Annotated in this window: 14 protein-coding genes; 6 read left to right on the top strand and 8 right to left on the bottom strand. The window is 46.4% G+C overall.

Translation table 11 applies throughout. From position 1 onward, the window contains the following. The first annotated feature begins 219 nt into the window (after window positions 1-219). Window positions 220-1,068, top strand: coding sequence for a TraB/GumN family protein (locus IE165_RS06490; RefSeq protein ID WP_189625792.1), 849 nt, complete (start codon window positions 220-222; stop codon window positions 1,066-1,068). Window positions 1,069-1,116: 48 nt separating this feature from the next. On the opposite strand, the gene IE165_RS06485 is transcribed toward IE165_RS06490, so the two are convergent. The 5 genes from IE165_RS06485 to pdxH form a co-directional block, all read right to left on the bottom strand. Next, complete coding sequence (locus tag IE165_RS06485; protein ID WP_229826390.1) at window positions 1,117-2,616, bottom strand: M14 family zinc carboxypeptidase; 1,500 nt, start codon at window positions 2,614-2,616, stop codon at window positions 1,117-1,119. A gap of 97 nt (window positions 2,617-2,713) precedes the next feature. Further along, window positions 2,714-4,051: a dihydroorotase gene (locus tag IE165_RS06480; RefSeq protein WP_189625791.1), complete on the bottom strand. Its 1,338-nt coding sequence runs from the start codon at window positions 4,049-4,051 to the stop codon at window positions 2,714-2,716. 235 nt (window positions 4,052-4,286) lie between these two features. Beyond that, window positions 4,287-5,474, bottom strand: a complete 1,188-nt coding sequence (locus tag IE165_RS06475) for an NADH-quinone oxidoreductase subunit D (RefSeq protein ID WP_189625790.1) — start codon at window positions 5,472-5,474, stop codon at window positions 4,287-4,289. Between the two features lie 8 nt (window positions 5,475-5,482). After that, window positions 5,483-5,974, bottom strand: coding sequence for an NADH-quinone oxidoreductase subunit C (locus IE165_RS06470; protein ID WP_189625789.1), 492 nt, complete (start codon window positions 5,972-5,974; stop codon window positions 5,483-5,485). Between the two features lie 3 nt (window positions 5,975-5,977). Beyond that, window positions 5,978-6,631 (bottom strand): pyridoxamine 5'-phosphate oxidase, encoded by a 654-nt coding sequence (pdxH, locus tag IE165_RS06465; protein ID WP_189625788.1) that lies wholly within the window; start codon window positions 6,629-6,631, stop codon window positions 5,978-5,980. 238 nt (window positions 6,632-6,869) lie between these two features. Here pdxH and IE165_RS06460 point away from each other — a divergent pair, with 238 nt between their 5' ends. Further along, window positions 6,870-7,436, top strand: coding sequence for a YqgE/AlgH family protein (locus IE165_RS06460; RefSeq protein WP_189625787.1), 567 nt, complete (start codon window positions 6,870-6,872; stop codon window positions 7,434-7,436). Between the two features lie 88 nt (window positions 7,437-7,524). On the opposite strand, the gene IE165_RS06455 is transcribed toward IE165_RS06460, so the two are convergent. From IE165_RS06455 to IE165_RS06445, 3 genes are all read right to left on the bottom strand, one after another. Next, the gene (locus IE165_RS06455; RefSeq protein ID WP_189625786.1) at window positions 7,525-7,770 is read right to left on the bottom strand and encodes a hypothetical protein; all 246 of its coding nucleotides are present in this window, start codon (window positions 7,768-7,770) and stop codon (window positions 7,525-7,527) included. Between the two features lie 100 nt (window positions 7,771-7,870). Then, the gene (locus IE165_RS06450) at window positions 7,871-8,578 is read right to left on the bottom strand and encodes a type 1 glutamine amidotransferase domain-containing protein (protein WP_189625785.1); all 708 of its coding nucleotides are present in this window, start codon (window positions 8,576-8,578) and stop codon (window positions 7,871-7,873) included. A 198-nt stretch (window positions 8,579-8,776) separates the two neighbouring features. Beyond that, window positions 8,777-9,805 (bottom strand): hypothetical protein, encoded by a 1,029-nt coding sequence (locus IE165_RS06445; RefSeq protein WP_189625784.1) that lies wholly within the window; start codon window positions 9,803-9,805, stop codon window positions 8,777-8,779. 50 nt (window positions 9,806-9,855) lie between these two features. Here IE165_RS06445 and IE165_RS06440 point away from each other — a divergent pair, with 50 nt between their 5' ends. The 4 genes from IE165_RS06440 (at window position 9,856) to IE165_RS06425 (ending at window position 14,024) form a co-directional block, all read left to right on the top strand. Next, on the top strand, window positions 9,856-10,602 hold the full coding sequence (locus IE165_RS06440) for a methionine ABC transporter ATP-binding protein (protein WP_189625783.1): 747 nt from the start codon (window positions 9,856-9,858) through the stop codon (window positions 10,600-10,602). Between the two features lie 14 nt (window positions 10,603-10,616). After that, a complete protein-coding gene (gene metI / locus IE165_RS06435; RefSeq protein ID WP_189625782.1) occupies window positions 10,617-11,273 on the top strand; it encodes a methionine ABC transporter permease MetI in 657 nt (218 codons plus the stop codon). Between the two features lie 32 nt (window positions 11,274-11,305). Beyond that, window positions 11,306-12,115: a methionine ABC transporter substrate-binding lipoprotein MetQ gene (gene metQ / locus IE165_RS06430; RefSeq protein ID WP_189625781.1), complete on the top strand. Its 810-nt coding sequence runs from the start codon at window positions 11,306-11,308 to the stop codon at window positions 12,113-12,115. A gap of 172 nt (window positions 12,116-12,287) precedes the next feature. Beyond that, window positions 12,288-14,024, top strand: coding sequence for a thiamine pyrophosphate-dependent enzyme (locus IE165_RS06425; protein ID WP_189625780.1), 1,737 nt, complete (start codon window positions 12,288-12,290; stop codon window positions 14,022-14,024).

The following is a 14,024-nucleotide window of genomic DNA, read 5'->3' as shown; positions in this document are numbered from 1 at the left end:
CGGCAAAGATACGCTTTATTCTTGGATTTTGAAGACTATGTTAGCGTGCATGAAGAAGCGATTTACCACCTACTAGCCTTCATATTGAGGGTAATAGCACCACATCAAAATACCCTCGGCGTGTGGCTTTGAAGGCAATCGCTTATCCGTTCTGCAAAAGAATGGGAAAAGTGTAACAAAACCTGCAACATGGCGACTAACCCCTAAACGAACATGGAAATGAAAAAAATCTTACTGATTTGTGCCTCGCTGCTTCTAGCTATCTGGGCCGGCGCACAGGAAAACTCGTTGCTTTGGAAAATTTCCGGCAATGGGTTAACAAAAGACTCTTACGTATTTGGGACCTTGCACATGGCCTGCAGTGCCGATTTCCGTATCCCTGAAAAAGTCCAGACAGCTTTAGCTGCGAGCGATGCACTAGCCGTGGAAGTGGATGTAAGCAATCCGAAAAATATGACACTTCTGCAAAGCAAAATTGCGCCTAAACCTACTTTTTTTGACAGCCTCTCTGCAGAAAAGAAAAAGTCGATCGACAGCGCTTTGGTCGCGAACGACATCCCGCCGACCATCTTCGATCAGGTATCGCCCGCAGTGGCAATTTCCCTTCTCGCCATCAAAGGATTTGACTGTGCAAGCATGCAAGATATCAAAATGATGGAAAATGAGTTAAAGAATCTGCCCGAAGCTAGTGGCAAGCCCGTTTCGGAGCTAGAAAGTGCCACCTTCCAAATAGACCTCTTGGATAGCCTTTTCACGGCGGAAGACCTCTATCAATACCTAACCTCTATGGTTGATGCGAAAGCCTATACAAAAGATTTAGTAGCGGCCTATTTCAGCGAGAACCTGCAAAAGATTGAGGCAATGACGATGAATACGGCCTTTCTTTCTGGCCCGAAACAGGAAAAGCTTTTGGATGCTCGCAACCAAGAATGGCTGCAGAAAATGCCGGACATGATGCAGGAAAAGTCCTTTGTATTTGCAGTGGGTGCCGCACATCTAGTCGGTAAAAATGGCGTGATCCAATTATTGCGCGATAAGGGGTACATGGTAACCCCTGTAAAAAACTAGCAAAAAAAGGCGGTATGGTGCTATGGCTCCATACCGCATGTAATACGTTTAAATCACCCTGTTTTTAAAAAACTTGGCTTTCGGCCTTTGCGACAGATCGATCAAGTAGCCATTTATAACAGCATACTTGAGCATTCCGCCACTCGCCAACAAAAAGTTGCTTGTACCTAACAGGCTTATTTGTGCAGTGGGCGTAAAAGAAGATTGCGTAAACACCACCAAAGGCAAATCATGCAAATGGTCGGTACCTTTACTGTTTACCTTTACAGCCACAAAGCCCTCCTTCAATAAGTTCCAGGCGCAATCCATCGTAATCTCATCTACCGTCTCAAATGTTTGTGGATAGGTTTTGCCCTGCACAAACTTCAAGTCTTGTGCTGCAAGCTCGTCATAACCGTATGCGATATCCAGATCACCGATATCCTCCACATGCCCGCGAACGAAATAATCGCGGCCCATGGTCATCTCCGTTCGGCGCAGGGCAATATCCGTCTTTAACGATACACTGTCTGTGCCAAGATCGATACCACGCAACACGACGTCGTGCATTTGCGACGCATTGAATGGTATTTTGTCATAGTCGTTGGGGTCATACTGCCTGTAGGATCCCTGCGCTATTTCCATCAGCGCGTTTAGGATGATCGCGAAATTAAGCCGCCTCAGCTCCTGCTTCTCAGGATCGCCTTTTTTGCCACCAGATTCGATAAGCACCGTGCTCGCGCCCCAACTTTGGAAGTTGTCGCCAAAGCCACGGGGGCTATACGTATCATCATATTTAGCGACCGCATCAGGCACATATTGCTGTAGCAAAGCATGCATGCCCACTATCAGCTGCATGGCACCGCGACGAACTTCGTTCACTTCACGTGCCTCGTTGTATGCCGGTGCGAGCATGGAAATAGCAACCGGATTCTTCGTTCCCGGAACATTGTAATAAATACTTTGGTCATGCAGATTAAATCCATAGCTCGGCTTTACCTCTTTCGCTATCCGACGGAGAAGCGCACCTTCAACGGTTTGCCCTACTCGCGCATCGCGGTTCAGATCAATGTGCTGTGCATTCCGTCGTGTATAGCGTTCTGCACCATCCGGGTTAAGCATGGGGATGAAATGGATGTCCAATTTATCGTTCAACAACTGGCGAACGGAATCGAAGCCGTCATCCTTACCTTCAAAAAAGTTAAACAGGTCAAATAATGCCATCGTGGCTGTCGGCTCGTCGCCGTGCATCTGCGACCAAAGCATCACTTTCGTGCCTCCTTTTCCATACTGAAGCTTATAGATTGATCGGTTTTCAAAGGATTTACCTATCTCCTTTATTGAAAAAAGTGCATTTCCGCGGTGCTTCTTCACCAAGGAGTCTACCTCATCGTGCTTAAATCGGCGATGCAAGAGGGCATTTTCCCGATAGTGTTCATGCAAGGCATTAAATTGCGTGGAATCCAGTTTCATAGCATTCGAATAGTCTGATTTGGTTTCTGGAGACAGTGTCGTACAAGCCTGTAGCATAGCCAGTATGCCAACGATAAAGAGGTTTCTATTCATCATACTGAAATAACACGGTTCTATCCCTTATTGTTTCTATATTATTCGCCTTAACGGCAAAGAACTTGATAGGCTTCGGTCTGCCGCGAGCATCTGGTTCCTATCGATTGAACAACAACCGGTGCCCAGCACCTACCTCGATAAGCTGTCCTTCGCTGAAGGCTAGATTTCCGGAAACAATGGTATGGACAATACTTGAAGAGAAAGTATGCCCTTCGAATGGAGACCAACCGCACTTGGATAGGATATTTTCCTTGCTAACGGTATATGGTTTTTGTAGATCCACCAATACCAAATCAGCCCAATAGCCTTCCCGAATAAACCCCCGGTTTTCCACTTGGAACATCGTCGCAGTGTTGTGTGCCGTTTTCTGTACAAGTTGCTCCAAGCTAAGCTTGCCCTGCTTCACCAAATCTAGCAAGGCCTGCAGCGCATGCTGCACCAATGGTCCGCCCGAGGGTGCCTGCGCATAGCGCTGTGTTTTTTCTTCCAACGTATGTGGAGCATGGTCTGTCGCGATCACATCGATATGACCGTCTAATACCGCCGCTAAAATAGCATCCCGATCCGCCGATGTTTTCACCGCTGGATTCCATTTGATGAAATTTCCTTTTTGTGCATAGTCGCTATCTGAGAACCACAAATGATGCACACAGGCTTCCGCAGTGATCCGTTTCTCCGTTAATGGCAAGCTATTGTCAAACAACTGTGTTTCGCGTGCGGTAGATATGTGCAGGATATGCAACCTGGTGTTGTGTTTTTTTGCCAGTTCAACAGCCTTCGAAGAGGATAGGTAGCAGGCATCTGCCGAGCGGATCAGCGGATGCATCGCGGGAGTCAAACTTTCTTCACCGTATTGTGCCTTAAAATCGGCCATGTTGTTCTGGATTGTCGCTTCATCCTCACAGTGCACTGCAATCAACGTGGGCGCTTCTTGGAATATTTTTTCTAAGGTATCCTCGTTGTCGACCAACATATTGCCAGTAGACGACCCCATAAAGATCTTTATGCCACAAACATCGCGGGGATTGGTCTTCAGCACTTCCGCCAGATTATCGTTTGCCGCCCCCATGAAGAAGGAGTAATTGGCCAAAGACTTGTCGGCGGCAATCTCGTATTTATCCTGTAGTAACTTTTGGGTCAATGTATTGGGCACCGTATTGGGCATCTCCATAAACGATGTCGTTCCACCAGCCACAGCGGCCCTACTCTCATGCCATATATCTGCTTTATAGGTCAATCCGGGTTCCCGGAAATGGACTTGGTCATCAATAAGGCCAGGTAGAAGATGGAGACCTGTCGCATCGATTACCTGATCGGCTGGATGTGCGATAGACTCCGCGATCATTTCGATCCGACCGTGATTAATATATACATCGGCTGTAATCGTCTTTCCCTCGTTGACTATTTGCGCAGATTTAATAAGAATTGAAGACATAGTAAACTAATAATGTAGCAGATAATAAAAACAAATAATGAGGTGCTTTCCTTTCGGTTTGCACGCCCACGAATTTACGAATCGTGGATGATAAAACCACATAACATTTAAAAGAAAAAAGCCCGTAATCGGGCGACTACGGGCTTTCTTATTAACCAATTATAAACTTAAATTATGAGATTGCAAATGTAAATCTTTCCGTACAACTTTGCAAGTTGCAACGTTTAATTTGTAGCTACCGATCAACTTCTCCTAGCACGATATCGATGGATCCCAGTATGGCAATAAGATCCGCAATTAACTGCCCCCTGCCCAGCTCGGGCAGTACCGAAAGATTGTTAAAGCTTGGTCCTCTTGCTTTTACCCGTCGAGGGATGTCCGTCTTCTCTTGGGTCACAAAATGGAATCCCAATTCTCCCTTCGGATTTTCAGCACGCATGTAATATTCCTGTGATTTTAAGTTTACCTTTTTCGGAACCAGTGCCCTGGGGTCAAATTCAGGCGTTCGCTTGAAGTCGCCACGCAGGCGATGTAGACATTGCTCAATAATCTTTAGTGACTCTTTGACTTCATCGACACGAACCTTATAACGATCCCAACAGTCTCCAAGCGTACCCATCTCCCCTTTTCCTACCGGTATCTCAAACTCCAGTTCAGGATATACTGAATAGCCGTCTATGCGTCGTAGGTCCCATTTCACCCCGGAGGCGCGCAACATTGGCCCGCTACAGCCGTAGTTTATTGCCACATCGGCGGGCAGGGCACCAATATTGGCCGTACGCGAAATAAATATCTGATTGGTGGAGAGCAACTCGTCCAGTTCAGCCAGTTTGGGCCTGAAATAAGCTACAAAATCAAGGCATCGATCCTCAAAACCAACTGGTAAGTCGTAAAATAGCCCACCTATCCAAATATAATTATAGAGCATGCGCGACCCGGAGGCCCATTCCAGCATATTCATGATGTGTTCACGGTCGCGAAAGCACCACATAAAAGGAGTAAACGCACCGATATCAATGCCGTACGTACCGATGGCTATCAGATGGGACGCAATACGATTTAGCTCACAGACTAGCACACGAATGTATTCCACGCGCTTCGGAATCCGTTGCTCCATACCCAGCATGCGCTCCACTCCCATCACAAAAGCATGGCTGTTGTTCATCGATGCCAAATAATCCAGGCGATCGGTGAAGGGAATGGATTTGCCATAGCTCATAGACTCGGCATGCTTGTCGAAACAGCGATGTAGGTATCCCAAGTGTGGTATAATATCCCTTACAATTTCCCCATCGGTAATCAACTCCAAACGCAATACACCATGCGTAGAGGGGTGCTGAGGTCCCATATTGATGACCATCTCTTGCGCGCCTACTGACGCTATCTTTTGCTTGTATCGTTCTAACGCTTCCGAATAATTCATCTTATACCTTACTTTATTGCGATTCCATGGTACGTTTCTGCATCCTGATAGTCTTTTCGTAGTGGATAGCCATCCCAATCATCAGGCAACAGTATGCGTCGTAAATCAGGATGCCCGCTAAAGAAAATTCCCATGAGATCGTAGGCCTCCCGTTCGTGCCAATCTGCTGTGCGCCAAACGCTGGACACGGAGGGCATTACGGGCAATTCGTGCAGCAAACGCTCATTATCTATTTCAACCTTTAGGGTGACCTGCGTTTGGTAAGGGATGGACGATAGATGATAGACAACAGCAAAACGTTTTTCCGGAAAATAGTCTACGGCGGAAATATTGGAAAGAAAATCGAAATAACAACCTTCCGTATCGCGCAGAAAAAGGCAGATGTCGACGATTAACTCGGAGTTGACCACTAGAATCGGCTGTAAGGGCTGTGCATCCACACGTAAGACGGCCATTTCTCCGAACTTTTCATGCAATAAATGTTGGATTTGCTCTACCATATCCTAAGGTGCTAAACGTTGACGTACCCAGGCGCCGTCCTGAAACAAGTAAACAATGCGATCGTGGAGACGGCTGCTCCTGCCTTGCCAGAATTCCATAAATAGGGGTACGACCTGATAACCGCCCCAATATGCCGGGCGCGGAATGCTTTCTTGCCCAACATAGGTCGCTTCCACCTCTGCAACACGCGCTTCCAGCGCAGAACGATCTGCAATAATTTGGCTTTGCGGTGAAGCGACAGCCCCCACACGACTTCCTCTTGGACGGGATGCAAAATATTCATCCGAGTCGTCCGAGGGAAGCTGCTCTGCCTGCCCCTCAATACGTACCTGGCGCTGCAACTCGGGCCAAAAGAATAACAGGCTTACCTGTTTGTGCGCGGCCATCGATTCTCCTTTTTTACTATGGTAATTGGTAAAAAAACTAAAACCCGAAGGTTTGATATCCTTCAGTAGCACGACGCGTGAAGAGGGGTAGCCGTCCTCACTGAGGGTGGACAGCACCATGGCATTGGGTTCCAATACCTCCGCATGCACAGCCTCATCAAACCATTTCCGAAATTGCGCAATCGGATGAGGCAATACATCACGCTCATCCAGCGAAAATTTACTATAATCCGCCCGAATGGCCGCAATATTTTTATCCGTAATAGACATGGTTAAAGTCTTATTGATACACAGCAAACTTAATCAAAAGCGGTGGCTTTACCGACAAAGCACATAAAAAATTGCTTATTTGTGTAAATTGGCTTATATTAATATCTGATTAGCAACGGCGGTTGCGAGTCGCGAGACATCGCAGCGGTGGAGTCTGTCGTTTCACTTCGATAACGCGCTTTATAGCTGATATTTTTACGGCAGTATGTTTGCTGTATTTCACTTAAACGATTGTACCATGTTCAATATACATGCACCGACAAAAGGTAGTTTATTGCTTGCTGAACCTTTTATGCTAGATAGCAATTTCGATAGATCGGTTATTTTATTATGCGAGCATCATCCTGAAAATGGAACCATGGGTCTGGTGCTAAACAGTCGCTCCACCCTGTTACTCTCGGATATTTTTCCCGACGCGGCGGGCGACGAATTTGCGCTGTACATCGGTGGACCAGTTCAGGTGGATTCCCTATTTTTTATTCATACCGCGGGCGAAAAAATAGCGGGAAGCTGGCCGCTGATAGACGGGATATACTTCGGAGGCGATATCAACCAAGCCCTGGCTCTTATTGCTGACAACCTGTTGCAACCAGAGCATATAAAGTTTTTTTTAGGGTATGCCGGTTGGAATATTGGCCAATTAGATCAGGAAATAGCGCAAAATAGCTGGTTGGTACACAATAAATTTCCCGCCGAGTTGCTTTTCGTAAAAGACGGCGAAGATTTGTGGAAGCAAGCACTGATAAACCTTGGCCCAAAATTCGCCCATGTGGCCAACTTTCCGAAAACACCGGATTTAAATTAGCGCAACTTCACCGAATTTGAAGTGCGTGTACCACTTAAAAAACGAATTTTAAACGATCCTATCGATAGCACAACCTCGTGTCGCTGCCTTAGCGCTCCAAAAAGACCATACCCGATAAGTCTACCTCCGCCACGTGCTGCAAGACGTTTTCAATCACTAAAAACTGATTCACTTCTGTCTTGACGTAAGCGTACGAACGAAAGTCGATATGGATTTCGTCGGGAACCCAAGAAGGATCAACACTGTGGGCATCAGAGCAGGAACGCAATGCATTGTACCCTTTACTTTTCAACTCCCGAAGCACTTTGTAATTTAGTCTAACGAATTGCATCATATGCTATCCTCCGATTAAAGAATATCGATTACACTGTTTAATAGCTTTACCTGCATTTTGTTTCGTCTGTGAAACAAAATTAAGGAGACCATCTATATCGTCACAGCACACTGACGTATTGCTTTTGCAACAATTCGATCACTTTTTTTGCCGTGGCGAGTGCCGATAAAGGATTCTGTCCGCTAACAATATTGTGGTCTACCACGGTATGCGACATAAACGGAACCTTAGCCAAACGCAGTAGCGCGCCATGCTCGCGAAGGCGCGTTTCCAGCAGAAAAGGAACGTTTTGATTGCGCAGCACCATACCTTCTTCGAGGTTAGAAAATGCGGTTATTTTTTTTCCGCGAAGGAAGCCAAAGATAGTGCGCTCAATAGCGAGTAAGGCGGCAGGACCATGACAAACAGCGCCGATAATTTTAGCATCATGCACGCAATGGGTCAGGATACGTCCTACAGATAGATCTTCTGCAAGATCCCAAAGTGGCCCATGCCCACCGGGGATAAACACGGCGTCAAAACGGGCCGGATCGATCGATTCTAACTTTTCTGTGGATGCGAACAGCCGCTGTGCCTCTTCGTCTTTGGTGAAGCGCTTATTGGATGCGGCAAGATGTTCGGTTAGTTTACTGAGCGGGTCAATGGGGGGCGTGCCACCTTTAGGGCTAGCTAAGGTGATGTTGTAGCCCGCATCAAAAAAGGCATAATAGGGATCGGTGAACTCCCCCAACCAAATCCCTGTCTTTGCATCGGTATCGATCATATCCTCGTGCGAGCTCAATATAAAAAGTATTTCGCGGTGTGCCATACGTATCCTTTTTCTTTTTAACAGTACACTACATGAACCTTTCTTTGCACAGGTTCGTTCTTGAAAAGAAAAAAATTTTTTTCCAACACGAACAACGGAGCTGAAAAACACGCACAAAAACACCTTTACCGCAGGCTGATCCAGACGAACGATTGTTTAAAAAAAGTTTTTCCCGTTGATCTATTTGGAAATATACCGTTACAGGGCAACAAAGTGGTCTTTGAAGGCAGCTTCCTCTGTCCCTGAATACGAATAGTAGCGAGGTAAAAACCAGCCCAGTGCACGCATCACCGCTTGGTAATGAGCCTCGTTATCGAATTGCCAAGGTGTCAAATTGAACAATAAATCCTGTCCTTTTCCGTACGCCGAACGATCAATCAAACACACTTTCGGATCGTTGATACCCTGAGCAATCAAAAATTCGCGAATCACTAAGCGGGCTCGACGGGGCAAAATAGACTCTGACGGGGCGCCAACCAACACTTGCTCATCCGATCCGACCACTTCGTCTCCCTCGCTCCCCTTACCGAATAAGTGATCCTGTGGAATGGTAAACGTGCGATGTACGGCATAATGCAGCAAATCGCCATAGGATAAAACCCACTCTACTTCGCCATCTTTTGGCTCTAAAGCAATCCCCAAACCGTTGTCCAGCAAAAAGTCGTCAAGCATATGCTCCAACACGTAGCACTGGAAAGCTTTGTTGGCTTCTGGAATAAAGAGCTGAAAATATGGAAAATTGTCTGGGCCTTGGATAACTTGAGGCTGTCCACAGGCGAAACTGGCGGTAGCCACATGTGCTAGAAATTCACTGATCCAGCCTTCATCGCGGTCGCTGCGTGGGACACGTAACAATTGATCGATGACAGCGGTATGGGCAAGATTGCCCAAGTAAGCACCCTGTCCCTTGCCAACATCCCCTGCAGAAATGATAGCTCCCGCTTTGTCATCTGGCGTTTCACCGCTCGTCTCTTTTTTGTCCAACGATGGTTCGCTTGGCTCGTGTTTCTTGAAAAAATCTAATATGCCCATTTCGTCAAAATCAAGCCTCAAGATATTCAAATCTTCTAGAAACCGCAAACGGAGGCGTGATTTTCGACAAACAGGAGTTTGTTCATACGGTTTCACGAAACGCCAAAAGGCGGTTACTCGCATCCGTGCATAATTACGACTCTTTGTATAGACTAATTTCGCACCAAAAACATTATCTTTGCTGTTATTCGCCATGCGCTTGTTTCGCTGGCTGAACATCATCAGACGGTAGCACGGAATAACTCATGATAAGATTAGAAGGGGTTCATAAAGTTTTTTACAAAAAAGACAAAGCGATAAAAGCTTTAGATAATGTTTCGCTGGAGATAGCTACGGGGGAAATCTTTGGTATCATCGGCTATTCAGGCTCGGGAAAGAGTACATTGGTACGTACCATAAATCTACTTGAACGACCTACCGCGGGAGATATTTATCTAGCTGGTCAAGCAGTCACAACACTTTCCGACAAACAATTGATTCACATTCGCAGAAGAATAGGTATGATCTTCCAACATTTCAACCTGCTTTCTTCCCAAACCGTCTATGGGAATATTGCCTTTCCGCTGACCCTTACCGACATGCCGAAAGCCCAAATCGAAATTCGGGTGGACGAACTGCTGGAATTAATTGATCTAAAGGATAAAAAATATGATTTCCCAGCGAGCCTATCCGGGGGTCAAAAACAACGGGTGGCCATTGCCCGAGCCTTAGCTTCAAAACCGGAAATTCTGCTGTGCGATGAGGCTACGAGTGCATTGGATCCGCAAACTACACGGTCAATTCTCTCTTTGCTAAAACGTATCAATCTCGAACTCGGCATTACTATTGTGCTGATAACGCACCAAATGGAAGTTGTCCGAGCGATCTGCCATCGTGTAGCGGTCATTTCTCAAGGAAAAATTGTCGAGAAAAACAGCGTTGAACATTTGTTCAACCATGCTAAATCGCCCATTACACAGGAATTGTTAAATCCGTCATTAATTATTGATTAGCATATAGAAGAATCATGTCTGAAGCAACATTTTGGCTACTCGCTAAAGGAACATGGGAAACCTTGGTTATGACCTTCTCCTCCGGATTTTTTAGCTTTCTGCTGGGTCTTCCTTTAGGTATCATACTATTTTTAACCAGAGAACGACAACTGCTCGCCAATAAATCGGTAAACCGAACGACCGCATTCTTTGTGAACATCTTTCGCTCCATTCCGTTCATCATACTTATCGTGTGGATGATTCCATTTACGCGGGCCTTGGTGGGCACTTCGATTGGAATGAAGGCAGCCATTGTGCCGCTGAGCATCGGCGCAGCACCATTTGTGGCGCGCTTGGTGGAAAATTGCTTATTGGAAATCCCCTACGGTATTATCGAAGCTGCCCGTTCCATGGGCGCATCTACGGTGCAAATAGTCAGACGCGTGCTTATGCCGGAAGCGTTACCAGCACTTGTTAATAGTGGCTCGCTCACACTGATCACCTTGGTCGGTTACTCGGCAATGGGGGGCGCAGTGGGTGCTGGCGGCCTGGGTCATATCGGTTATCAATACGGTTATGTAGGCTACGATGCCTTCATTATGAATATGGTACTTCTGCTTTTAATTGGCATTGTATTCGGCATACAGTTTTTGGGCGATAGATTATCGAAAAGAGTAGATCATAGGAAGTAAACAGTAAAATGGGAAATAGCAATAGCACACGTATGAAATTTAATTTAACAACCTGCACAATAACCGCAGTTTTGATGGCCACTATGCTATCCTGCGGCGGAAACAACGACAATTCGAAAGTTCTGAAAGTTGCTGTGCAGGCCGGACCGGAGTACAGCCTAGCTGAAGCAGCACAGCAAGTTGCCAAAGAAAAATACAACCTGGATGTTGAACTTGTTTCGTTCAACGACTATGTCATGCCCAATGAGGCGCTACAACAAAAGGATGTCGATGTCAACGTTTTCCAAACAAAGCCGTATCTGGACGTACAGACGGAGAGCAGAGGCTATCAGTTCGCGATCGTCGGTAATACCTTCGTTTATCCCATGGCGGGCTATTCAAAAAAAATAAAAAACATCAGCGAGCTGAAGAACGAAGACACCATTGTTATTCCCAATGATCCGACCAACCTCGGCCGCGCACTCCTGCTTCTTCAGGAAGTAGGTCTGATAACACTGAGGGACGGTGTCGGCATCTTGCCAAAATTGCAGGACATTACCGAAAATCGGTTTAAATTGAACATCTTGGAACTCGAAGCGCCACAATTACCACGTACGTTGGACGATGCCAAGGTCTCAGTGGCCATTATTAACAATAATTTCGCTGCCAGCAACAACCTTATCGCCAAGCGGGATGGCATTTTTGTAGAAAACGAGAAATCACCGTACGTGAATATCATTGTCAGCCGTGAGGACAATAAGGAAGACGAAAAAGTAAAAAACTTCGTGAAGGCCTATCAGTCTGATGAAGTGGAAACGAAAGCAGAAGAGGTCTTCAAAGGAGGCGCTGCTAAAGGCTGGTAAGTAAGCCACGATATAGGTAAAAGAGGTAAGCTTTTCAGAAGGAGGGCTTACTTTTTTTTGCGTATTACCTTCGTCAAATTAGCCATCTTTTCCTTCGCTGTTAAATTGCAGAAACAAAAACCATATCTGACTGTTTTTCCTAAAAAGAATTTTCATCGTAAACACTTATGATATGGCGAAGATAGTCGCAGAGCAATTGGTAGAGATGCTAGTCGAAGCAGGTATAAAACGGGTATACGCGGTCACCGGAGATAGTTTAAACTTTTTCAACGAAGCTATCCGCAAAGATGGGCGCATAAAATGGATTCATGTGCGCCATGAAGAGGTTGGCGCGTATGCCGCCGCCGCAGAAGCAGAGCTGGATGGAATTGCCTGCTGCGCCGGAAGTTGCGGCCCGGGACATATCCATTTAATAAATGGGGTATATGAAGCACATCGCTCGCACCTACCGCTATTGGTTATTGCATCGACAATCCCTACCAACCAAATGGGAACAACATATTTTCAAGAAACGAATACGTACAAGCTTTTTGATGACTGCAGCGGTTACAATCAGCTAGTAACCACAGCCGAGCAGGCACCGCGGATTTTTCAAACAGCAATACAACATGCCGTCGCGCAAAAAGGAGTAAGCGTAATCGGTTTGCCAGGCGATGTATCAGAGCTCAAAGCCGTGGAACCGCATACATCGAAAAAAGTATACAAGTGCCAGCCCATCATTCGTCCATCGGATTACGAGCTTCAACGTATCGCCCAAGAGCTCAACGAGGCAAAAACCGTTACGATATATGGCGGCATTGGTTGCGCAGGAGCGAAAAATCAAGTGGCGGAACTGGCTGCGAAGTTGAAAGCTCCAGTAGGCTATAGTTTCCGCGGGAAGATGCATGTACAGTTGGAATCCCCCTATGATGTCGGCATGACCGGTTTATTAGGGATTCCATCTTGCTACCAAGCGATGAAAGAAGCGGACGTCCTCCTTCTTTTGGGGACCGATATGCCCTACGATGCGTTCATGCCCACAAACAACAAGATCATCCAGATCGACCTAGCACAAAACCGACTTGGCCGACGCGCCGATTTAACCATAGGTGTAGTGGGCGATGTGAAAGACACCATCAAATCGTTGCTTCCCTTTCTCGAGGAAAAAGAAGATCGTTCCTTTTTGGATTCTTTTGGCACTTTTCATCAAAAAGTACAGGAAAGGCTTCACCAATACGTCGAGAGCAATGGTGAAAAAGATGCAATCCAACCGGAATTCCTGGCGGACAAAATTAACTCCTTGGCGAACGATGACACCATATTCACGGTGGATACCGGCATGTCCTGCGTGTGGGGTGCGCGCTATCTTCACCAAACCGGAAACAGGATATTACTGGGCTCCTTTAACCATGGCAGCATGGCCAATGCGATGCCAATGGCAATCGGTGCATCCTTAGCATACCCTACAAGACAGGTCATTGCTTTCTGTGGCGATGGTGGTTTGTCCATGCTGTTAGGCGACCTCTCCACGATCAAACAATACAATCTGCCGATTAAAATTATCGTATTCAATAACCGGGCATTGGGGATGGTAAAGCTCGAAATGGAAGTGGCGGGCTTAGTGGACAACGAAACGTCTATGGAAAATCCGGACTTTGCGAAAGTAGCGGAAGCCATGGGTATCCATGCCATGAACATACATGATCCGGAAGCAGTGGAAGACGGCTTGCGCAAGGCTTTTTCTTTCGACGGGCCTTTTCTGCTCAATGTTTTCACGAACCCGAATGCCCTCGCAATGCCAGCTCATATCACTAAAGAGCAGGTCTTGGGCATGACGGAAAGCATGGCGAAAATGATCCTGGGAGGTCGCATGGATGAAGTATTCGACACGATCAAAGCGAACTACAAACACCTGAAGGAAATTTTTTAA

It is taken from the genome of Sphingobacterium griseoflavum (assembly GCF_014653155.1).
In the GTDB taxonomy this organism is placed as follows: domain Bacteria; phylum Bacteroidota; class Bacteroidia; order Sphingobacteriales; family Sphingobacteriaceae; genus Sphingobacterium; species Sphingobacterium griseoflavum.
Note: the sequence above shows the minus strand (reverse complement) of the source record. Positions and strands in the feature narration are given on the sequence as shown.